Raw genomic sequence first — 21,936 nt, forward strand, 5'->3', positions numbered from 1 at the left:
GGGAAGGGGAGGAAAGAACCCTTTTCAAAGGGTTTTTCCTCCCCTTCCCCCGGCCGCCGGAGGCTTCTTCTCGTCAGCCCGGGCTAGGCGGAGCCGAGTTCGTTGATGAGGCCGTCGAGTTCCTTGGCGATGGCGGTCAGTTCGCTGCATGCCTGGGCGGACTGGGCCATGGCCTTGCTGGTGTTCTGGGAGATGCGGTGCATGTCCTCGGTGGCCTGGGTGATCTGTTCCGAGGTGGCGGACTGCTCTTCGGCCGCGGCGGCGATGCCCTGGACCTGGCGTACGGAGTCGCGCGAGAAGTCGACGATCTCGGCCAGGGACTCGCCCGCTTCCTCGGCCAGGGAGGTGCAGGTCTCGACCACGCGGGCCACCTTGTCGGTCTCGGCGACGTTGCGTTGGGCCATGGTCTGGATGGCCCCGATGGCGCTGCCTACCTCGGTGGTGGCGATCATGGTCTTTTCCGCCAGTTTGCGGACCTCGTCGGCGACCACGGCGAACCCGCGCCCGGCGTCGCCCGCGCGGGCGGCCTCGATGGCCGCGTTGAGGGCCAGCAGGTTGGTCTGGTCCGCGATGTCGTTGATCACGGTCATGACCCGGCCGATGTCGTCGGCCTGGCCGCCGAGTTCGCCCATGTTGTCCCGGAGCAGGGAGGCGAGCTCCCGGACCTCGTTGACCGAGGAGACCACCTTGACCACCACGTCGCGCCCGGCGCTGGCCTGGCCCTCGGCCTGCTCGGCGTTCCGGGCGGCCTCGTTCGCGTTGCGGGCCACCTCGAGCACGGTGGCGTTCATCTCCTCCATGGCCGTGGCCGTCTCGGTGGCGCGGGCGCTCTGCTCCGCGGCCCCGTCGCGGGACTCCTCCACGCGCTCGAAGAGCTGCTGCGAGGCGGAGGTCATGCGCTCGGACAACCTGCCCGCCTGGTCGGCCACGCGCTGCATCTTGCGCTGCGAATCGAGGATGTCGGTCTGGTCCACGATGACCTCGAGCGCACCGACCACCTGCTTTTTCTCGTCGAACAGGGGGCTGGCGTAGCCCTTGATGTCCACGTCGCCCGCCTCGAGCCGGCCTCGGGTGGAGCCCACGGCCCGCTCCATGGCGCGCATGGCCTGGGTGCAGACGCAGTTTTCGGTCTTGCAGATGTCGGTGTTGAAGACGCTGCTGCACGGCGATCCCAGGAGCTCGCCGGCGTCGCGCCCGGCGACCTCCTCGGCGTTCCGGTTGACGAAGAGCAGCTTGTGGTCGCGGTCCACGGTGAAGATCGGGAACGGGAAGGAATCGAAGGTAGCGGTGTAGGTGTCGGCCACGCGGTTCATGCTGTGGATGAGCTGAGCATAGGCCCCCTCGTACCGGTCGGCGTTGCCGCGCGCCCGGACCACGCCGCGCGCCACCTCGCGGGCCGTGGCCTCACAGTCGTCGATGAGCGCGGTGAGGTTGGCCGGGATGCGGCTGACGGACCGGTGGATGGCGCCGATCTCGTCGCGGCTGGTCACGGGCTCGCCCTGGGCCAGGTTGCCGCGCGAGACCTGTTCTGCCAGGTCGCGGATGCGGTTCAGGGGCCGGAACACGGCGTAGCGCATGACCCCGAGCAGGGTGAGGATGGGCACAAGCACGGCCAGGGCGAAGAGGATGAGGACCAGAACCACGGCGCTGTCCAGAATGGCGTTCTGGACCGAGATGTCGCGGGCCAGGGTGATCACGCCGATGGGCTTGCCCTGGTAGTCCTTCACCGGCAGGTAGGCCACGGCGTAGTCGCCTTCGGTGGCCACGTACTGGCCGTCAACGGCCTTGCGCAGCTGGTCGGGCGTGACCCGGGCGTCCAGGTCGGCGTTCTCCTTGCCCGCCACGCGGACGTAGGCCTTGCCGACCAGGGGATATTTCTTGGGGTCCTGGAGATTGGTGGTGGTCGGGAGCAGGGAGGCGTCCATGTACAGGGTATAGAAGCTGCCCGCCTCGTCCTCGAAGAGCTTGAAGACGTCGTCGTAGCTCTTGAGCACCTCCACGGAGCCGAGCTGATTGCCCGAGGCGTCCTTGACGGCCACCAGGCCGCGGATGGCGAAGCCGCCGCGTCCGGGCTCGATGCCCCGGCGGGGCTTGCCGTCGCGGTTCACATCCAGGACGGTCTTGCGGAAGCTGGAAATGTCGTCGGACACGTCCACCCATTTGCCGTTGCGCTTGGCCTGCTTGTCGCGCCACATGCGCGCCAGGCTGCGCCCGTTGGGCAGATGGAAGTGGAGCCTGAGCTTTTCGCCCATGGCCTCCTGGTACCCTGCCAGGGCCGGGGCGAGCTCGGCGCGCAGGGCGTCCCTGGCGCTCTGCACCACCGGATCGGCCTCGTCGTTGATATTCCCCTGGTGCGCCAGGGTGAAGGCGGCGATGACCGAAGGCAGACGGCTGAACAGGGCGGCCTCTTCCTCGGCCCGCACCGCCGCTTCCTCGGTGTTCTGCTCCAGGGTCTTGGCCGCGTTGCCCACCAGCATCTCGGCAAACGAGGTCCGCAGCTCGCCAAACCGGCCGGTCAGCAGAAAGAAGCCGATACACCCGATCAACAGAATCAGCGGGATGGTCGGCAACAGGATCTTATACTTGATGCTCATAACATATCCTCTCCAAATAATTGGACAGTCCCCCCTCCAGGACATACACGCCCACTCTTGATAATAAACAGCACCGTCCATAGGCACAGCATAGAGACGCGGTATTGTAACACATGAAGGACGCGTACAGCCAGAGAGTGGGCATCGTACAGCCCTCGTTCGCAATTTCACATTATATTCGTCAGGATTCACCGGCGGCGGCAGGACGGACAATTCCGCTTGTGAAAAATCGGCATAAGTCCGGCCGGAGCGGCCCAGCCGCTCCCGCGCCGGGGCTGATGGACCCGAAAAGACTTGCCCCGGACGGCGATTTATGCCAGAAGGCCGATTCCGCGAATGGAACGGCCTTGGCCGCAACGGGCTTTCGCCCGGCCCCGCCGTCCTTCGCAACCTGCGTCCCCATCGTCTAGCCTGGTCCAGGACGGCGGCCTTTCACGCCGTTAACAGGGGTTCAAATCCCCTTGGGGACGCCACGAAGCCGAAAGGCCTTGCGCACCATGCGCAAGGCCTTTTTCGTTTGGTTCGGGGTCGGGACGGATCAGCCCAGGGCGGCCATGACCGCGCCGGTGATGAGGACGTTGACCAGGGCCAGCGGCATGAGGACCTTCCAGCAGAAGTGCATGAGCTGGTCGTAGCGCAGCCGGGGCAGAGTGCCGCGCGTCCAGATGAGCAGGAAGGGGACGATCAGGATCTTGAGCAGCAGCCAGACCGGGCCGGGCAGCCACGGGCCGCGCCAGCCGCCCAGGAAGAACACGGCCATGAGCGCGCCCAGCAGGATCATGTTCACGTACTCGCCCAGGAAGAACAGGGCGAAGCGCATGCCGCTGTACTCGGTGTGGAACCCGGCCTGGAGCTCGTTCTCGCCCTCGGGGATGTCGAACGGGATGCGCTTGGACTCGGCCAGGCCGCAGACGAAGAAGATCAGGGCGGCCACGGGCTGGACCACGATGAAGGGATAGTTCGCCTGGGCGTCGACGATGTCGGTCAGGCTGAGCGACCCGGCGAGCATGAACACCGGGACCAGGGACAGGGACAGGGGCAATTCGTAGCTGATCATCTGGGCCACGCCGCGCACGGACCCGATGAGCGAGAACTTGTTGTTCGAGGCCCAGCCGCCCAGGGCCACGCTGTACACGCCGATGGACGACAGGGCCAGGAAGACCAGGACCCCGATGTCCGTGTCGCCGATGACCAGGGGCACGGCCCGGCCGAAGAGATGGATGGTCCCGCCGAAGGGGACCAGGGCGAACACGGCCAGGGTGGTGAAGGTCAGGATGCCCGGGGCCAGGAAGAAGAGCACGCGGTCCGCCCCGTCCGGGACCAGGTCCTCCTTGAGCAGCAGCTTCACGCCGTCGGCCAGCAGTTGCAGCGAGCCGTAGGGGCCCACGCGGTTGGGGCCGTAGCGCAGCTGCATGCGCCCGAGGAGCTTGCGCTCGAACAGGACCATGTACGCGGCCAGGGTCAGGACCACCAGGAGCACCACCGCGCTCTTGATGACCAGCACCGTCAATCCGAGCAGAAATTCCTCGCCCATCACAGGTTCCCTCCGGGGCAGCTGTCGTCCGTGTCGGCCCGCGCCATGGCCGCGCGCTCCTCGTCGCCCTGCTCCCGCCACAGCCGGTTCATGGAGATGGTCGCGGCCATTCCCCCGGCGAACTGCCAGCCGATGCCGGGGGCCTTGGGCAGGACCACCGTGTTCCGGGCCATGTCCTTTCGGCAGCGCAGCACGGTCCGGGCCACGCCCTGGGCCAGCGGGATCAGGATGGTCTGGCCCTCTTCGAAGCGCAGGGCCGCCGCGTCCTCCGTATGCATGAAGACGCAGGCCTCGGGCAGCAGGCTCTCACCCGGCTCGCCGAGATTGGCCAGCCGGTCCGCGCCGAAGGTGGAGCCCGAGACCAGCACGTCGCACCGCCCTTCCTCCTGCCCGGCCGCGACAAACGGGGCCAGCCAGTCCAGGGAGGCGAAGCGCACCGGGGCCTCGGCAGGCAGGACCGGAACCCCGCGTTCGGCCGAAGCCTCGGCCATGGCCGCACGCAGGCGTCCTTCGGCCGGGGACGCCGTTCCGGGCTCGGCGGCATCGGACAAGAGCAAATCCGCCCACCCGGCCGCGCCGCGCGGGTCGTTGCCGGGGACACCGGCTCCGGGCGTGCGCGGCGGGTGCGAGCCGTGGCCGTCCTGGATCACCGGCAGCCCACCGGCAAAGACGGGTTCGGCGCGCTGCAACAGGCCGTGATTGTCCACCAGGCAGCCGCCGGTCTCGAAAATCGTGTTCATGGGCAGGGCCACCTGCGCCCTCTCCCACGTGGCCGACGGCGCGCAGTCCAGGCAGACCAGCAGGTCGAGCCCGCCGACCGCCGCCTCAACGGCCTGGCCGCCGGGATACTCCCCGAGGGGATCGGCCCCGATGCAGACCAGCGCCCTGGCGGCCTTGCCCTCCTCGGCGGGCAGCAACCGCCCTTCCAGGCTCGCTCCCTCGCCGACCGCGAGCAGGGCCGCGCCCAGGGAGTCGGCGCGCGGCAGCAGGCAGAACAGCCCGGAGCAGACCTCGGCCCTTTCCTCCGTGCCCGCGCGGCGCAGCAGCCGGGCCGTACCGGCGGCCAGGGTCGGCCACTGGGCGGGCATGGTCGTGGCCGAGCAGACAACCACCGGGCGTTCGGCCCGGGCCAGGGCATGGGCGGCGGCGTCCAATTCGGGGCTCAATTCGCTGAAATCTTCGTCCCGCCCTTCCGTCATGGATTGCAGTTCCCGCCAGAAGGCCAGCGCTTCGCCCTGGAAATCCGCCTCGGCAAAGGCGCGGCCGAGGAGCGCCGCCAGGGCAACGGGCAGGAGCCCGCGCCGCACAGGCAGTTTGACCGCCTCGCAGGGCAGGTCCACGGGCCGGGGGTCGAGCACGGCCACCACGGCACCGGCGCGGGCCGCCTGGCGGATGGCCAGGGCTGCCATGGGCGCTTCGGCCAGGGGATCGGCCCCCAGGACCAGAACCATGTCGGCCTGACGAACCTGTTCCAGGTTCCAGGCCAGGTCGGCGTCCAGGCTCGCGGCCGCGCCCCGGCAGGCCAGCCGCTCGTCCTCGGTCTGGAAAAAGCTCGGCGCGGGGACGCCCAAGGCGCTCGCCAGCCGCCGGGCCGCCAGCAGGTCCTCCAGGGCGCACCGGGAGGACGCATGCACGGCCACGGACTCGGGGCCGTGGGCGGCGATGACCGCCTTGAGCCGGTCCATGGCGGCGGCCGCCCCTTCTTCCGGGGAAACGGGCTGTCCGTCCACCAGCGCGGTGCGCGGGCGGTCGGGCATGGAGGCGTAGCCGAAGCCGTAGCGGCCCCGGTCGCACAGGAAATCGCCGTTGACCGCCTCGTTGGGACGGCTCTCCACGCGCAGGACTTCGCGGTAGCGCACGGCGGGCAGGGTGTTGCAGCCGAGCGAGCAGTGCGTGCAGATGGACGGTTTGCGCTCCAGGTCCCAGCGCCGGGCGCGGTACCGTGAGGGCTTGTCGGTCAGGGTGCCGGTGGGGCAGAGTTCGCCCAGGTTGCCGGAGAACGGCGACTGAAGCCTGCCCGGCTCGAACCGCTGGTAGGTCACCCGCCCGGCGATGCCGAAGGTGCCGAAGTCCGTGCCCCCGGCGTATTCCCGGTAGAAGCGCACGCAGCGGTAGCAGTGGATGCAGCGGTTCATCTCGTGCTCGATGAGCGGGCCAAGGTACTGGTTCTCGTAGGTCCGCTTGGGCCCCCGGTAGTTGCGCAGGGAGTGGCCGCCGGACACGGTGGTGTCCTGGAGCAGGCAATGCCCGCCCTCGTCGCAGATGGGGCAGTCGTGGGGATGGTCGAGCATGAGCCACTCGATGATCTGGGCCCGGAAGGCCACGGCGTCCGGGTGGTCGGTGGACACGACCATGCCGTCGCGCGCGTCGACCATGCAGCTCATGTCCAGGTCCTTCTTGTGCCCTTCCAGAAATTTGACCGCGCACATGCGGCAGGCCCCGACCGCGCCCAGGGATTTGAGGTAGCAGAACCGGGGGATCATGATGCCGAGTTGTTCGGCGGCGTCGATGACCTTGGTGCCCTTGGCGACCTCCACTTCGCGTCCGTCGATGGTCAGCCTGGGCATCAGCCTTCCCTCCCTTCCGAATCCGTGTCGCCGGAGCCCGCGTCACCGGGGCCTGCGTGCTCCCGGGTCGTTTCGTCCCGGTCCAGGGTGGTCCACAGGCCGGGCTTGGCCACGCCTTCGCCCTTGAACGGGCAGCCCCGCCCGTCCAGATGTTCGCGGACCTCGTCGCGGAAATGCTTGAGCAGCCCGTGGACCGGCATGGCCGCGCCCGGCGCGAAGCCGCAGTAGGCGTGCTGCATGCCGTCGGCCACCCGTTGCAGGAGCTCGACGTCGCGCTCCCCGGCGTCGCCCGCCTCGATGCGCTCCAAGATGTGCTTCATGTACGGGATGCCCTCGCGGCACGGGGTGCACCAGCCGCAGGACTCGCGGGCGAAATAGGTCAGGATGTTGATGGTCGCCTGGACCAGGCAGGTGTTCCTGTCGAAGACGATGACCGAGCCGGTGCCCAGGGAGAGCCCGGCCTTCTTCATGGAGTCGAAGTCCATGGGCGTCTCCAGGTGCTCCCTGGCCACGAAGCTGGTGGACGTGCCGCCCGGCAGGCAGGTCTTGAACTCCGCGCCCGGCAGCATGCCCCTGGCGGCCCCGAAGATGATGTCTCCCAGGCGGGTGCCGTTGGGCAGTTCGAAACAGCCGGGCTCGGCCACCTCGCCGCTCACGGAGTAGAGCTTGGTGCCGTCTCCGGTGGGCGACGCGGCCAGGGACTTGAACCAGTCCACTCCTTTGAGCAGGATGGACGGAACCGAGGCCAGGGTCTCCACGTTGTTGACCACCGTGGGCAGCCCCCACAGGCCGGAGTCGGTCATGTGGCTGTTCTTGTCCGGGTTGGGCCGCTTGCCCATGATGGCGTTGGCCTGGGCCGAGCTCTCGCCGCAGATGTACCGCCCGGCGCTGCGGTGCACGTCGATGTCGAAGGAAAAATCGCTGCCCAGGATGTTCCGGCCCAGGAACCCGGCCTCGCGGGCCACCTCCAGCTCCCGTTCCAGCAGCCGGGCGTCCGCGTCGTAGGACGGCCGGATGAAGAACACGCCGTGGTCCGCCTGGACCGCGTACCCGCACAGGACGATGCCCTCGATGACCAGGTGGGGGTCGGTGTTGACCAGGATGCGGTCCTTGAAGGTGCCGGGCTCCATCTCGTCGGTGTTGCACTGGATGTACCGGGGATGGGGCGCGTCCTTGCGCACGAAGCTCCACTTGCGCCCGGTGGGGAACCCGGCCCCGCCCCGGCCGCGCAGCCCGGAGTCCATGACCTCTTTGATGACGTCGTCCGGAGTCATGGTCCGCACCGCCTGGATGAGGCCGTCGTAGCCCCCGCCCGCGCGGTAGTCCGCGAGGCTGGCGGGGCGGCAGTCGGCGCGCCGGTTTTTGAAAAGCACTTGTTCGCTCATGGCCTCACCTGCACAGACACAGCGGGATGGTGTCGGCGTTCTCGCGCAGTTCCTTAAGAATCCGGTCCACCTTTTCCGGGGTCAGCCGCCCGTAGTGCTCGCCGTTTATGAGCATGGCCGGGGCGTTGTGGCAGTTGCCCAGGCAGGCCGTGGGCAGGACGGTGAACAGCCCGTCCGGGGTGGTCTCGCCCACCGCCACGCCGAGCTTGCGGCAGAGGTAGTCGAACAACCCGTTCTCGTGGTGCATCCAGCAGGCCACGCCATCGCAGACGTGGATCACGAACCGGCCCAGCGGCTCGCGGTAGATGAAGTCGTAGAAGGTGGCCAGCTCCTCGAGCTCGACCAGGGTCTTGCCCGTGAGCCGGGCCGCGTGGCCCATGGCCTCGTCCGAAAAATAGCCGAACTGCCGCTGCAGGAGGTAGATCACGTCGATGATCTTCTCCTCCACGTGGTCCGTTTCCCGGACCATGGCCGCTATTTCCTGTTCCAGTTCCTTGGGGAGCATGTTCCCTGTTCTCCTAGCGGTCCAGATCGGGCGCGATGTAGTCCAGCGAGCCCATGATGGCGATGAAGTCGGCGATGGTGTGGCCGATGGTCATCAGGGGCAGGGCCTGCACCGAGGCGTAGCCGGGCGAGCGCATGTGCAGCCGGTAGGGCATGTTGCCGCCGTCGCTGACCACGTAGAACCCCTGCTCGCCCCGTGGGGCCTCCGTTGCCGCGTACGCCTCTCCGGCGGGCACCTTGGGGCCGCGCGTGGCGTTGATGAAATGGTGGATCAGGCTCTCGATGTCCCGCAGGGTGTCCTTCTTGTCCGGGATGCAGTAGCGGTAGTCGTCGGCCACGAACCGGCCGGACGGCATCCACTCCAGGCACTGGGCGATGATCCGGTTGCTCTGGACCATCTCCTCGAAGCGGACCTCGAACCGGGCCAGGCAGTCGCCGTCCTCGCGGGTGGGGATGTCGAAGTCGTACTGCTCGTAGCCGGAGTACGGGGCGACCTTGCGCAAATCCCGCGTGGCCCCGCAGGCCCGCAGGTTGGCCCCGGAGATGCCGTGGTCCACGGCGTCCTCAAGCGACAGGCGGCCGATGCCCTTGACCCGGGCCCGGACGATGGGGTTGCCGGTGATCATCCTCCGGTAACCCTCCACCCTCTTTGGAAAGATTTTGACGAAATCGCCGACCATCTTGTCCCAGCCGTCCGGCAGGTCCATGGCCAGGCCGCCGATGCGCAGCCAGGCCGGGTGCAGCCGCGCCCCGGTGATGGCCTCCATGATGTCGAGGATCTGCTCGCGCTCGCGGAAGGTGTGGAACACCGGGGTGATCATGCCCAGGTCCTGGACCATGGTCCCGAGCCAGAGCAGGTGGTTGGACAACCGGTAGAACTCGGACAGCATGACGCGCACGCACTGGGCGCGGTCGGGCACGGCCACGCCGCAGAGCTTTTCCACGGCCAGCAGGTAGGTCAGGTTGTTGGCCGCCCCGCTCAGGTAGTCCAGCCGGTCGGTGTAGGGGATGAACTGGTGCCAGGACTGGTGCTCGGCGATCTTCTCCACGCCCCGGTGGTGGTAGCCGATGTCCGTGGTCATATCCACGATCTCCTCGCCGTAGAGCTCCAGGATGAAGCGCACCAGCCCGTGGGTGCTATAGTGGTGCGGGCCGATGTTGAGCACGAATTCGCGCCGGGCGGGCGGGGCGGCGTGGGCCTTTTCGAGCAGGCTGACCGCGTCCTCGGGCTGCTCGCGCCGGGCGTCCTCGGCCAGGTACGGGGCCATTTCCGTGGCCCGCTGCGGGTCGCCCTTGCGCAGGGGATGGCCCTGCCACTCCTCGGGCATGATCAGCCGCCGCAGGCCGGGATGGCCCGCGAAACGGATGCCGAACATGTCCCACATCTCGCACTCGTACCAGTTGGCGCTGGGCCAGACCGGGGTGGCGCTGGGCAGTTCCAGGTCCGCGCCCACGGGCACGCGCACCCGCAGGTACTCGATGGAACTCAGCGAGGTCAGGGTATAGATGGCCGTGAAGTCGTGATCGGGCCGGACCTTGCGGGCGGTCTCGTCCACGGCCGTGATGTCCTCCAGCCGTTCGAACCGGATGGGGGCCTCGTGCTTGAGAAAATCCAGGACCTCGATCACCCGTTCGGCCGGGACCGTGACGGTGGGCATGTCCACCGCGGCCTCGTGCCAGGCCGCCAGTTCGCCGAACCGGGCGGCCAGGGCATCGCGCAGGGCCTCGTGGGCCGGGGTGAAGGGAAACTTCGGGGCCGGGGGCGTCCACATCTCGTCGGACCGGGAGCCCGCGAAGAGGGGCGGGGTCACCGAGGTGCCGCGCGCCGGGATGCCGGCCATGCCGGGTCCGCGCGTGTCGCGGTCCTTGGTCTCGCCCGGGACCAGGATGTCGTCGCGCCCGCCCAGGTGGCCGCCCTCGAGGTTGAGCACCGGGCGCAGGGGGCGGTTCTTCTGCCGGATCATGTCCTGGAGGGTGATCAGGCCGTGCAGCAGGGCCTCGGGCCGGGGCGGGCAGCCGGTCACGTAGACGTCCACCGGGATGATCTGGTCCACGCCCTGGACCACGCTGTACACGTCGTACATGCCCCCGGTGTTGGCGCAGGAGCCCATGGAGATGACCCACTTGGGCCGGGGCATCTGGTCGTAGATGCGCTTGACCATGGGCGCGGCCTTCTTGAAGACCGTGCCCGAGACGACCAGCAGGTCGGCCTGGCGGGGCGAGCCGCGCAGGACCTCGGCCCCGAAGCGGGCGATGTCGTACACCCCGGTGAAGACCGTGGCCTGCTCCACGAAGCAGCAGGACAGGCCGAAAAACAGGGGCCACAGGCTGTTCGCCTGGCACCAGTTGAGGATGACGTCTCCCAACCCCGCCTTGCCCGGCAGGGCCTTGGCCGCGTCCACGTCGCCGCTCATGGCGGCCCGCACGGCCCGGTCTAGCGCTTGCGCGTCATGCCCCATTCGAGGCCTCCCTTGCGCCAGACCCAGAACAGGCCGAGCAGCAGCACGCCGATGAAAAAGGTTATCTGGCCCCAGGAGGCCCAGGTCAGGCGGGTGAAGGACACGGCCCAGGAGACCACGTACACCGCCTCCACGTCGAAGAGCAGGAAGAAGACCGCCACCAGCCAGAACGGGGCCGGGTAGCTCGGCCGGGCCGAGCCGGAGGGGATGACGCCGCACTCGTAGGGGCGGCCCTTCTCCCCCTCGCCGCGCCTGCGGTTCAGCACCACGGACAGGGTCAGCAGCGCCGTGACCAGACCGGCCGCCAGCAGGGCGAAGACGATCAGGGAAAAGACGCTGGGGTCCCAAGCGTTGAACCCGGTGGACATGTATTCAGGTGACGTTGGCATGCGTTGCGATTCCTTTTCGATAAGCGGCCTATCGGCCGTCGCGGCCCCGAGGCCCGGCGTTTTCGAGCCTGAACGGCTGCCGCCCGACCTCTCCTGTTTAATAGCTTCGGCCACTTAAAACAAGTTACTGTTGGCAAAATCCTGAAAGAACCTTTATCTATGGTGTCATGTTGCTGGCAATTTTCACAGACCGGTTGCCTCCACGGGATTTTTGAGGGACACTGCAAGGCGGTTTCCGGCGGGGCCTTTCACGCCCCGCCCCGAAACGGCGGAATCGAGCAGCAAGACATGGTGCACACGTTGACCGACTACATATTCCTCTCCAGGGTCCAGTTCGCTCTGACCACCATGTTCCATATCATATGGCCGGTGCTGACCATCGGCCTGTCCGTGTTCATCCTCATGGCCGAACTGGCCTGGGTGCGCACCGGCAAGGCGCACTGGTACCAGCAGGCCCGGTTCTGGAGCCGGTTCTTCCTGCTGGCCTTCGCCATGGGCGTGATCAGCGGCATCCCCCTGGAGTTCCAGTTCGGCACCAACTGGTCAGGGTTCTCCGCCGCCACCGGGCACTTCCTGGGCCAGATCCTGTCGGTCGAGGCCATGTCCGGCTTTCTCCTCGAATCCATTTTCCTCTACCTGATGGCCACCGGCTGGACGCGGCTGTCGCCCAGGCTCCATCTGTTCACCACGGTCATGGTCACCCTCGGGGCAGTCCTGTCCGCCTTCTGGATCATGGTCGCCAACTCCTGGATGCAGACCCCGCGCGGCGGGCACATGGAAAACGGCGTGTTCGCGGTCACGGACCGGGTGCGGGCCATCCTGAACCCCGATATGTTCGTTTCCTTCCCGCACATGCTCCTGGCCTGCCTGACGGGCACGGCCTTCATCCTCGGCGGGGTTGCGGCCTGGCACCTCCTGCGCGCCCGGCACACGGAGTTCTACCTGCGCGTCTTCAAGTTCGCGGTGGCCGCCGGGCTCCTCCTGGCCCTGCTCCAGGCGGGCACCGGCGACCTGTCCGGGCGCAGCGTGGCCAGGCTCCAGCCCGCCAAGCTGGCCGCCACCGAGGCATTCTGGAACACCAACGGCCCGGGCGAGGGCGCGGCCTGGTCCATCTTCGCCTGGCCCGACGCCCAGAACGAGCGCAACGTCGTGGAATTCCGCATTCCCTACGTGCTCAGCCTGCTGGCCACCCACGATCCCTTCGGCCGGGTCGTCGGCCTCAGGGACATCCCGCGCGACGAACGGCCGCCCATCACGCTCATCTTCTACTCCTTCCGGGTCATGGTCTTCACCGGCACGCTGATGATCCTGGCCGGGCTGCTCGGCGTGCGGGCGTGGCGCAAGGGCCGCCTGACCCCGGAACGGGCCGGAACCCAGCGCCGCCTGCTGACCTTCTTCGTCTGGCTGGCCCCCTTTGCCATGGTCTCGGTCTGGACCGGCTGGATCATGCGCGAGGTGGGCAGGCAGCCCTGGATTCTCTACGGCATGCTCAAGACGTCCGACATGGCCTCGCCGCTCACGGCCCGGGCCGTGGGCCTGTCGCTGTGCATGTTCCTGGTCGCGGCCGTGGGCCTGTCGTGGCTGTTCATCGCCTTCAGCCGACGGCTCCTCAAGGAGGGGCCGGGCCGCGACGCGCCGCCCGACCGCTGCGAAATCGGGAGGCGGCCATGACCCCGCACGACTGGTGGTTCCTGCTCCTGGTCGCGGTGCTCTTTCTCCACCTGGGCCTGGGGAGCATCGACCTGGGCGTCTGCCTGCTCTCCTTGTTCGCGCCCCAGGAACGGGCCGAGACCATGCTCGGCTCCATCGACTCCATCTGGCACGCCAACCAGACCTGGCTGGTGGTCCTCGGAGCCATGCTCTTCGGAGCCTTCCCGTCCGTGTACGGCGAGGTCCTGACCCGCCTGTACGGGCTGGTCGTCCTGCTGCTCGCCGCCCTGGCCCTGCGCGCGCTGGGGCTGGAATACCGCCACCACGCGGCGCGGCCCGAGCCGTGGCGCAGGCTGGCGGGCTGGGGCGCTGCGGCGGTCGTGGTCGCCGAGGGGCTGATGCTCGGCGCGCTCTTCCTGGCCCCCCCGGACGGCACCTCTCTCCTCGGCCTGGGGGCCGTGGTCCGGCCGGTGTTCTTCCCGACCCTGCTCTTCCTGTTCTGCTGCGGCCTGCTCATGGGCGGGGCGTGGGCGCTCGGCTGGCTCCGGCGAACCCGTGAGGACGGCCTCGACACCCAGCTGTACGCGGTGCTCACCCTGGTGGGCGGCCTGGGCGCGGTCCTGACCGGCGCGCTGCTCTGCGGCCAGTTGGCGGAAGGTTCCCCCGTGGTTCCGTGGACGTTCCTCATCCCCATTTCCATCGCTGGGCTGGCCGACCTGGCCGTCCTGTACGCCAGCCTGCGGCCCCGCTGGCAGGGCTCGCCGCTGCCCTGGGGGCTCACCCTGATCGGGCTCGTGCTCGCGGCCTGTGCGTCCGTGGTCCGCGCCGCCCCGGCCTCGACGGGCCCGGCGGGCGACGGCGGGGAGCTGTGGTTCCTGACCATGGCCACGGCCGTGCTGCTGCCGCCGCTGCTGGCCTTCCAGATTTTTCAATACCGCCTGGAACGGCCCCGCCAGAAGCCCGGCCGCCCCGCGCAGGCGGGCCCGGCAGGGGAGGAGCGGCCATGACCCGCGACCATCTGATCGACATCCTCAAGGGCGTGGGCCGGGGCACCAAAGGGCTGCTCCAGGGGTACGGCGAGACCTTCAAGGCCATCTTCACCAAGCCCATCACCGTGCAGTACCCCGAAGAGAAACGCACCCCGCCGCCGCGCTCCAGGGCGCACATCATCCTGACCCGCTCCCCGGACGGGGACGAGCGCTGCGTGGCCTGCTACCTCTGCTCGGCGGCCTGCCCGGTGAGCTGCATCTCCATGCAGGCGGCCACCCGCGAGGACGGCCGCCGGTACGCCTCCTGGTTCCGCATCAATTTCGCCCGCTGCATCTACTGCGGCCTGTGCGAGGAGGCCTGCCCCACCCTGGCCATCCAGCTCACCCCGGCCTATGAATACGCCACGGACACGACGCTGCAGCTGGTGGCCGAGAAGGAGGACCTGCTGGTGGACCATGGGGGCAAGGACAACGAATACGATTTCTACCACCACGCGGGCGTGGAGGAGAAGTTCCCCCGCGAGGAGCACGAGGGCGAGGAGCCGCCCGTGAACTACAAGAGCAACCTGCCATGACCCTGTACGCCGCCCTCTTCTACGCCCTGGCCGCCGTGACCCTGTTCTGCACGCTGGTGGCCGTGACCCGCCGGGTGCTGGTGCACGCCGTTGTCTGGATGGTCGGCTCGCTCCTGGGCACGGCCCTGATCTTCCTGCTCCTCGGCGCGCCCCTGCTGGCCGGGTTCGAGGTGATCATCTACGCCGGGGCGATCATGGTCCTGTTCCTGTTCGCCATTATGCTCATGGCCCAGGAGCCCAACGAGCCGCAGGAGGTCCGGGCCATGGTCCGCCGCAGGCTGTTCACCCGCATGTTCTGGCCCACGGTCTGGGGGCTGGCCGGGATCGTCGCCTGCATGGCCCTGATCTCCTTCGACCCGACCAACGCGACCCCGCTGAGCGCCGGGCGCGTCTCGCCCAGGGCGCTCGGGGCCTGGGTCTTCGGCAACGCCTGGCCCGCCGTGGAGGTCGTCTCCCTGCTGCTCTTCGCGGCCCTGGCCGGAGCCCGCTACCTCGGCCTGCCCCTGGTGCACTCCGACCGTCCGGCCTCGATGGGCCAAAGCCTCGACCTGGACCAGCCGCCCTGCGCCTCTGCCCCGGAGGACGAACGATGATCGTGCCCCTGGAACACGTCCTGCTCTTCGCCGCGGCCCTGTTCTTCATCGGGCTGGTCACCGTGGTGGCCCGGCGCAACCTGATCATGATCCTGCTCGGCGTGGAGGTCATGCTCAACGCGGCGGGCGTGGTCTTCGTGGCCGCCGCCCTGCGCTGGTGGGACATCGCGGGCCAGGGCATGGTCCTGTTCATCATGGGCGTGGCCGCCGCCGAGATCGCGGTGGGCCTGACCCTGGTCTTCCGCGTCTGGCGCAGGACCCGGAGCCTCAACCCCGACTCGCTGAAAACGCTCAAGGACTGACGGCATGACCGCGACACTCTGCCTGACCCTCTTCGCCCCCCTGGCGGGCGCCGTGATCCTGGCCCTGGCCGGCCGCGCGCTGCCGCGCATGGTGTCGGGCCCGCTGGCCTGCCTGGCCGTGGGCGCGTCCCTGGCCGGTGCGGTCCTGAGCTGGGCCCGGCTTGATCACGGACAGGAGCTGGTCGTACACCTCCTCGACTGGTTCGAGGCGGGCGGGCTGCGCGTGTCCGCGACCCTGCTCTACAACCCGCTGTGCGCGGCCATGACCACCATGGTGGCCTTCGTCTCCCTGGTCATCCACGTGCACTCCCTGTATTTCATGCGCGACGACGACGGCTGGGTGCGCTACTTCTGCTACCTCAACCTGTTCGTCTTCTTCATGCAGTCCATTGCCATGGCCGACGACCTGGTCTTCCTGTTCATGGGCTGGGAGGGCGTGGGCTTCTGCTCCTTCTCGCTCATCGGCTTCTGGTACCGCGAGCCGAAGAACGTGCTCGCGGGCAACAAGGCCTTCCTGGTCACGCGCATCGGCGACGTGGCCTTTCTCGGGGCCCTGGCCGTGCTCTTCAGCGCCGGCGGCGACCTGAGCATCCACCACCTGTCGGGCAACGCCTCCGTCATGGCCGCGTCCACCCTGACCCTGGTGGGGCTGCTCCTGCTCGTGGCGGCCACGGGCAAGTCCGCCCAGCTGCCGCTGCTGGTCTGGCTGCCGGACGCCATGGCCGGTCCGTCCCCGGTGTCCGCCCTGATCCACGCGGCCACCATGGTCACGGCGGGCGTCTACCTGCTCATCCGCACCTTCCCGGTCCTGCTCCACGCCGACGCCGTGGCCCTCCAGGCCGTGGCCGTGGTCGGCGCGCTGACCGCCTTTTTCGCCGCCTGCTCGGCCCTGGCCCAGCACGACATCAAGCGCGTCCTGGCCTGGTCGACCATCAGTCAGGTGGGCTACATGTTCCTGGGCGTGGGTGCGGGCGACCCGTCGGGCAGCTTCTTCCACCTGCTGGTGCACGCCTTTTTCAAGTCCCTGCTGTTCATGGTCGCGGGCATCGTCATCCAGGCGCTCGACGAGGAGCACGACATCTTCCGCATGGGCGCGCGGGTGCGCGGGCTGGTGCCCGGCGCGGCCCTGGCCTTCTTCTGCGGAGCCGCCGCCCTGGCCGGGCTGCCGCCGTTCGCCGGATTCTTCAGCAAGGGGCGCATCCTGGAAAGCGCCCTGAGTATGGCCCAGACCGGCCAGGGAATCTGGGTCTTCGTCTGGGCTGCGGGTACCGTCACCGCCCTGCTCACCGCCATTTACAGCTTCCGCGTCTTTCTCCTGGCCTTCATCGGGCGTCCGGCCCTGCCCCCCGAGACCGGCACGAAAAAGACGCCCGCCGCCATGCTCCACGTGCTCTGGCCCCTGGCCCTGCTGGCCGTGGCCGCCGGACTCCTGGACCTGCCCGCGCACTTCGCGCACCTGATCGGCGTGGCCCCCCACTGGCTCGACCACCTGACCGGGCTCATCCCGTCCACCTCCCACGGGGCCGAATGGACCGGCACCCTGGCCGAGGGGCTGGACGCCGGGCTGGCCGTGCTCGGATTGGCCATCGCCCTGTACCTGTACGGCCCCTGGCGCGAGCGCCGCGTCCCGGCCCCTGACCGTGGCCTGCCCCGGTTCCTGCTCAACGGCTGGGACCTGGACGCCCTGTACATGAACGGCGTGGCCCGGCCCTACGCCCGCGCGGCCTCCCGCGTGTGGCGGAACGTGGAGGACCGGCTGGTGGACGCGGCGGCCCTGGGCCTCGGGTCCCTGGCCCTGCGCGCGGGCGCGCGGCTCTCCAAGTGGGGCGTCGAACGCCTGTCCAACTACCTGCTCTGGCTCCTGCTGGGCGTGGTCGGCATGCTCGTGGTCATGGCCGCCATAGGGATTCGGTGAGGCCCGTCATGCACGATTTCCCGCTGCTCACCGCACTCATCCTGCTCCCGCTCCTCGGCGGGCTGGCCGGGCTGTTTTTCCACCGCCAACCGGCCCAGGCCCGGTTCATCTGCCTGACCGCCGCCCTGGCCGAGCTGGCCCTGGCCCTGGTCCTCCTGCCGAGGGTACTCGCCGCCGGGCCGTTGGTCGAACGGTTCGATTGGATTCCGCTCCTGCGCGTGCAGTACTCCCTGGCCATGGACGGGCTGAGCTACGTCCTGGTCCTGCTCACGGCCCTGCTCGGCGTGCTCGGCATCCTGACCTCCTGGCGCGAGATCCGCGAGGGCGTGGCCGTGTTCCACTGCCTGCTCCTGGCCGCCCTGAGCACGGCCATCGGCGTGTTCCTGGCCCGCGACCTGCTGCTCTTCTACCTCTTCTGGGAGGCGCAGCTCATCCCCATGTTCTTCCTCATCGGGCGGTTCGGGCACGAGCGGCGGCGCTACGCGGCCCTCAAGTTCTTCGTCTTCAGCATGGTCGGCGGGCTGCCCATGCTCCTGGCCGTGGTCTGGCTCATGCTGACCGGCGTGAATCCGTCCCTGGCCGCCCTGGCCGCCTCGCCGGTGCCCGGGGCCATGCAGGGCTGGTGCGCGGCGGCCTTCATCCTGGCCTTCGCGGTCAAGACCCCGCTGCTGCCGGTCCACACCTGGCTGCCGGACGCCCACACCCAGGCCCCCACGGCGGGCAGCCTGCTTTTGGCCGGGGTCCTGCTCAAGACCGGGGCCTACGCCATGCTCCGCTGGGCCATCCCCCTGTTCCCCCAGGCCGTGGCGGCCGCCGCCCCGTGGCTGGCCGGACTCGGGCTGGCCGGGTTGTTCTACGCCTCCTGGACCGCCCTGGCCCAGAAGGACGCCAAGCGGCTGGTGGCCTATTCCAGCGTGGCCCACATGGGGCTGCTGACCTTCGCCCTGTTCGCTCACGACCGCACCGCCCTGTCCGGCGCGGTGGTCATGATGGTCAGCCACGCCCTGACCACGGGCGCGCTGTTCGTCATGGCCGGCATGCTGGCCGAGCGGTTCCACTCCCGGCAGCTCTCCGATTTCGGCGGGCTGTGGGGGAAGATGCCGGTCTACGGGGCGTTCATGGTCTTTTTCGCCGTGGCCTCGGCGGGCCTGCCCGGCCTGTCCAACTTCGTGGGCGAGCTGATGATCATGCTCGGCTCCTTCAAGGTCTATCCGGCAGGCGCGTCCCTGGCCTTCTTCGGCATCGTGGTCGGCCTGGCCTATGTCCTGCGCTTGCTGCGGGGCACGGTGCTGGGCCAGCCGGGGTTGCTGACCGAGTCCGGCAAGGCCGTGGACCTGGACGGCCGTGAAATCCTGATCCTGTCGGTCTTCGCCCTGGCCGTGCTGCTCATCGGCGTGCACCCCGGCCCGCTGCTCGACCTGATCCGCGAACCGCTCAACGCCCTGGCGGCGGGCAGGCCGGTCTAGGCAAAGGGAGCATTCATGCACGATATCCTCCTCTTCGCACCGCACCTGCTGCTCACCCTGGGCATCCTGCTCTGCTTCGTCCTGGGCACCCTGTTCAAGCGCCCGGCGGGACTGTACGGCGTCACCCTGGCCGCCACGCTGACAGCCGGAGCCCTGGGCCTGGCCGTGTACCCGGCAAGCGGGCCGGACATTCCCGCCCTGAGGCCGTTCCTGGCCACGGACATGCTGACCGCCTATTTCCTGCCCCTGATCTGCGCCCTGGGCCTGGGCGTGCTGCTCTTCTTCGGGGCCGAGCTCAAGCGCGAGGGGCGCAAGCACGACGACGAACTCCACGCCCTGTTCCTGACCGCCCTGCTGGGCGGCATCATCCTGGCGGGCGGGCAAAACTGGCTGGCCTTCTTCCTCGGCCTGGAGCTGCTCTCCCTGCCGCTCTACATCCTCATCGGCCTGCGCAAGGACAGCGGCGGCACCGAGGCCTCGGTCAAGTATTTCGTCATGGGCGCCACGGCCAGCGGCGTGCTGCTCTTCGGCATCGGGCTCGTCTACGCGGGCTCGGGCAGCCTGGACATCGCGCACAGCCTGCGCGCCCCGCAGGGCGGCGGCACCGTGCTCGTCGGCCTGGCCATGGTCCTGGCCGGGGTGGCCTTCAAGCTGTCCCTGGCCCCGTTCCACCTCTGGGCCCCGGACGTCTATCGCGGGGCCCCGGCCTCGGTGGCGGCCCTGCTGACCTCCATGGTCAAGGCCTCGGTGGGCGGCGCGCTGCTGCGCGTGGTCCTGGCCCTGGGCCCGGAGCTGTGGCCCGCCACGGTCCCGGTCCTCTGGGGGCTGGCCGCCCTGACCATGCTGGCCGCCAACCTGGCGGCCCTGGCCCAGGACAGCATCAAGCGCATGCTCGGTTTTTCCTCTGCCGCGCACATGGGCTACCTGCTCATGGGCGTGCTCTGCGTGAACCAGGCCGGGCCGGGTCCGGTCATGTTCTACGCCGCGGCCCTGGCCGTCATGGACCTGGCCGCGTTCGGCGGGCTCTCCCTGCTGGACGACGGCCCCGAGCCCGTGGACTCCCTGGCCTCCCTGCGCGGCCTGGGCCGGACGCGCCCCTGGGCCGCCGGACTGCTGGCCGCCGGACTGGCCGGACTCTCCGGACTGCCGCCCACGGCCGGGTTCACCGGCAAGCTGCTGCTCTTCCGGGCGACCATCATGGGCGGCTACAACTGGCTGGGCGTGATCGGCATCCTGGGCGCGGCCCTGTCCGTGTTCTACTACCTGCGCCCCCTGGTCGCCCTCTATCTGCGCGAGGGCGGCGCGCCGTCGCTCCCGGAGCGGCTGACCGTGGGAGGCGGCGTGGCCCTGTTCCTTGTCCTGCTCGCCCTGGTCGGTTTGGGGCTCGCGCCTTCGCCTATCTTGCAGTTGATTCCTTAACAAATCAGGTTTTGATGGCCGCTTCGCGGCGAGGGACAGGTAACTTCGCCTCCGGCGGGCAAGGGTTCGCACCCTTGCATCCCGGTTATGCGCCTGCGGCGCGTGTTGTTTTGCTTCGCTGGCGATGCATTCCAATGAAAAAGGGCGGCCCCGCGAACGGGACCGCCCTTTTATGCCGTTTCGGAATCAGGCTAGAACGCGCCGTCGATACCGGCCACGCCGACCACCTTGTGATTGACGAACTCCTTCAGGCCGAGGTCGAGCAGTTCGCGGCCGTAGCCGGAATTGCGGATGCCGCCGAACGGGATGTCGGCCTTGACCATGGTCGGACGGTTGACGAAGACCATGCCGGTGGAGACCCTGCGGGCCACTTCCTCGCCGTGCTTCAAGTCCGAGGAGAAGACCGAGCCGCCCAGGCCGAACGGGGTGTCGTTGGCGATGGCCACGGCCTCGTCCTCGTCCTTGGCGCGGAAGAGCATGGAAACCGGGCCGAAGAATTCCCAGTAGCGGGCCGGGTTGTCCAACCCCACGTTCTCCAGGATGGTGGGCTGCACGAACGCGCCCGTCTCCGGGACCTTGGGGCCCACTTCGGTGGCGGTGGCGCCGTGCTTCACGGCCTCGGCGATCTTTTCCTTGAGCTGGTCGGCGGCCTCCCGGGAGGACAGCGGAGCCAGGGTGGTCTCGGGATCGAAGGGGTCGCCGGCCTTGAGGCCCTCGACGCCCTTGACGTACTTCTCGCGGTAGCGGTCGTACAGCTCGTCCACGATGATCATGCGCTTGGACGAGCAGCAGACCTGGCCGCCGTTCCAGTGACGCCCGAACACGCCCCAGTTGACGGTCTTGTCCAGGTCGGCGTCGGCCAGGACCACGAAGGCGTCGTTGCCGCCCAGCTCCAGGGTGGACTTCTTCAGGGCCTTGGCCGCCTGGGTGGCGACCACCTGGCCCGCCTTCTCGGAGCCGGTCAGGGCCACGCCGCGCACGCGGGTGTCGTTGATGATCAGATCGAGCTGGTCGCGGGTGGCGTAGAGATTGGTGAACGCCCCGGCGGGCAGACCGGCCTCGAGCATCAGCTTCTCCGTGGCCGCGGCGGATTGGGGCACGATGGAGGCGTGCTTGAGCAGCAGGGTGTTTCCGGCGGATAGCTGGGGCGCGATGATGCGGGCCACCTGGTAGTAGGGGAAGTTCCACGGCTCGATGGCCAGCAGCACGCCGAGCGGCTCGGCCAGAAGCATGTACTCGCCCTCGGTGGACGGATCGACCTCCAGCTTGCGCGGGGCCATCTGGGCCTCGGCGTGCTTGGCGTAGTAGTCGAAGATGTCGGCGGACAGGTCCACCTCGGCCTCGGCCTCGGCCGTGACCTTGCCCATCTCCAGCGTCAGCAGGCGGGCGTACTCGGCCTTTTCCCTGCGCAGGATCTCGGCGGCCTTGTGCATGACGGCGGCGCGCTCGGCAAAGGAGGTCTCCCTCCAGGATTCGAAGGCGGCCTGGGCGTTGTCCAGGGCCTGACGGACCTCGTCGTCGGTGGCATAGGGGAAGGTGGCGACGGTTTCACCGGAATACGGATTGATGGTGGCGTAACTCATGGTTTGACTCCT

The 21,936-nt window shown here is 68.8% G+C and carries 16 protein-coding genes and 1 tRNA gene; 9 read left to right on the plus strand and 8 right to left on the minus strand.

Going from position 1 to position 21,936, the window contains the following annotated elements; genetic code table 11:
- Positions 1–83 precede the first annotated feature (83 nt).
- A complete protein-coding gene (locus tag AB6M95_RS13380) occupies positions 84–2,594 on the minus strand; it encodes a methyl-accepting chemotaxis protein (protein WP_371387263.1) in 2,511 nt (836 codons plus the stop codon).
- 395 nt (positions 2,595–2,989) lie between these two features.
- Here AB6M95_RS13380 and AB6M95_RS13385 point away from each other — a divergent pair.
- A tRNA-Glu gene (locus AB6M95_RS13385) sits at positions 2,990–3,067 on the plus strand.
- Positions 3,068–3,132: 65 nt separating this feature from the next.
- Here AB6M95_RS13385 and nuoH read toward each other — a convergent pair.
- Genes nuoH through AB6M95_RS13415 form a run of 6 tightly spaced genes read right to left on the minus strand, consistent with a single transcriptional unit; the run spans position 3,133 to position 11,432 of the window.
- Positions 3,133–4,128, minus strand: coding sequence for an NADH-quinone oxidoreductase subunit NuoH (nuoH, locus tag AB6M95_RS13390; protein ID WP_371387264.1), 996 nt, complete (start codon positions 4,126–4,128; stop codon positions 3,133–3,135).
- The gene (gene nuoG, locus AB6M95_RS13395) at positions 4,128–6,695 is read right to left on the minus strand and encodes an NADH-quinone oxidoreductase subunit NuoG (RefSeq protein WP_371387265.1); all 2,568 of its coding nucleotides are present in this window, start codon (positions 6,693–6,695) and stop codon (positions 4,128–4,130) included. Before nuoG ends, nuoH begins: the two co-directional genes overlap by 1 nt.
- Entirely contained in the window at positions 6,695–8,080 is a 1,386-nt protein-coding gene (locus AB6M95_RS13400; protein ID WP_371387266.1) for a complex I 51 kDa subunit family protein, read from the minus strand. Before AB6M95_RS13400 ends, nuoG begins: the two co-directional genes overlap by 1 nt.
- 4 nt (positions 8,081–8,084) lie before the next feature.
- Complete coding sequence (gene nuoE / locus AB6M95_RS13405; RefSeq protein WP_371387267.1) at positions 8,085–8,585, minus strand: NADH-quinone oxidoreductase subunit NuoE; 501 nt, start codon at positions 8,583–8,585, stop codon at positions 8,085–8,087.
- A 13-nt stretch (positions 8,586–8,598) separates the two neighbouring features.
- Positions 8,599–11,043, minus strand: coding sequence for an NADH-quinone oxidoreductase subunit B/C/D (locus tag AB6M95_RS13410; RefSeq protein WP_371387268.1), 2,445 nt, complete (start codon positions 11,041–11,043; stop codon positions 8,599–8,601).
- Positions 11,019–11,432, minus strand: coding sequence for an NADH-quinone oxidoreductase subunit A (locus AB6M95_RS13415; protein WP_371387269.1), 414 nt, complete (start codon positions 11,430–11,432; stop codon positions 11,019–11,021). Before AB6M95_RS13415 ends, AB6M95_RS13410 begins: the two co-directional genes overlap by 25 nt.
- Before the next feature lie 288 nt (positions 11,433–11,720).
- Between AB6M95_RS13415 and AB6M95_RS13420 the strand changes: the two genes are divergently transcribed.
- From AB6M95_RS13420 to AB6M95_RS13455, 8 genes are read left to right on the plus strand one after another with little or no spacing between them, the layout of a single operon-like run.
- On the plus strand, positions 11,721–13,103 hold the full coding sequence (locus AB6M95_RS13420; RefSeq protein ID WP_371387270.1) for a cytochrome ubiquinol oxidase subunit I: 1,383 nt from the start codon (positions 11,721–11,723) through the stop codon (positions 13,101–13,103).
- Complete coding sequence (locus tag AB6M95_RS13425; RefSeq protein ID WP_371387271.1) at positions 13,100–14,089, plus strand: cytochrome d ubiquinol oxidase subunit II; 990 nt, start codon at positions 13,100–13,102, stop codon at positions 14,087–14,089. The genes AB6M95_RS13420 and AB6M95_RS13425 overlap by 4 nt, the downstream gene beginning before the upstream one ends.
- Positions 14,086–14,646 (plus strand): NADH-quinone oxidoreductase subunit NuoI, encoded by a 561-nt coding sequence (gene nuoI, locus AB6M95_RS13430; RefSeq protein ID WP_371387272.1) that lies wholly within the window; start codon positions 14,086–14,088, stop codon positions 14,644–14,646. Before AB6M95_RS13425 ends, nuoI begins: the two co-directional genes overlap by 4 nt.
- Entirely contained in the window at positions 14,643–15,239 is a 597-nt protein-coding gene (locus AB6M95_RS13435) for an NADH-quinone oxidoreductase subunit J family protein (RefSeq protein WP_371387273.1), read from the plus strand. The genes nuoI and AB6M95_RS13435 overlap by 4 nt, the downstream gene beginning before the upstream one ends.
- Positions 15,236–15,541 carry an NADH-quinone oxidoreductase subunit NuoK gene (gene nuoK / locus AB6M95_RS13440; protein WP_371387274.1) on the plus strand — a complete coding sequence of 102 codons (306 nt, stop codon included), beginning with the start codon at positions 15,236–15,238 and terminating at the stop codon, positions 15,539–15,541. Before AB6M95_RS13435 ends, nuoK begins: the two co-directional genes overlap by 4 nt.
- A 4-nt stretch (positions 15,542–15,545) precedes the next feature.
- Positions 15,546–17,456 (plus strand): NADH-quinone oxidoreductase subunit L, encoded by a 1,911-nt coding sequence (gene nuoL, locus AB6M95_RS13445; RefSeq protein WP_371387275.1) that lies wholly within the window; start codon positions 15,546–15,548, stop codon positions 17,454–17,456.
- 8 nt (positions 17,457–17,464) lie between these two features.
- Complete coding sequence (locus AB6M95_RS13450) at positions 17,465–18,922, plus strand: complex I subunit 4 family protein (protein WP_371387276.1); 1,458 nt, start codon at positions 17,465–17,467, stop codon at positions 18,920–18,922.
- Between the two features lie 15 nt (positions 18,923–18,937).
- Entirely contained in the window at positions 18,938–20,341 is a 1,404-nt protein-coding gene (locus AB6M95_RS13455; RefSeq protein ID WP_371387277.1) for an NADH-quinone oxidoreductase subunit N, read from the plus strand.
- 191 nt (positions 20,342–20,532) lie between these two features.
- Here the strand turns inward: AB6M95_RS13455 and AB6M95_RS13460 are convergent, their stop codons facing one another.
- Positions 20,533–21,924, minus strand: a complete 1,392-nt coding sequence (locus tag AB6M95_RS13460; protein WP_371387278.1) for an NAD-dependent succinate-semialdehyde dehydrogenase — start codon at positions 21,922–21,924, stop codon at positions 20,533–20,535.
- Between the last annotated feature and the right edge of the window lie 12 nt (positions 21,925–21,936).

It is taken from the genome of Pseudodesulfovibrio karagichevae (assembly GCF_041414475.1).
Classification (GTDB): Bacteria; Desulfobacterota; Desulfovibrionia; order Desulfovibrionales; family Desulfovibrionaceae; genus Pseudodesulfovibrio; species Pseudodesulfovibrio karagichevae.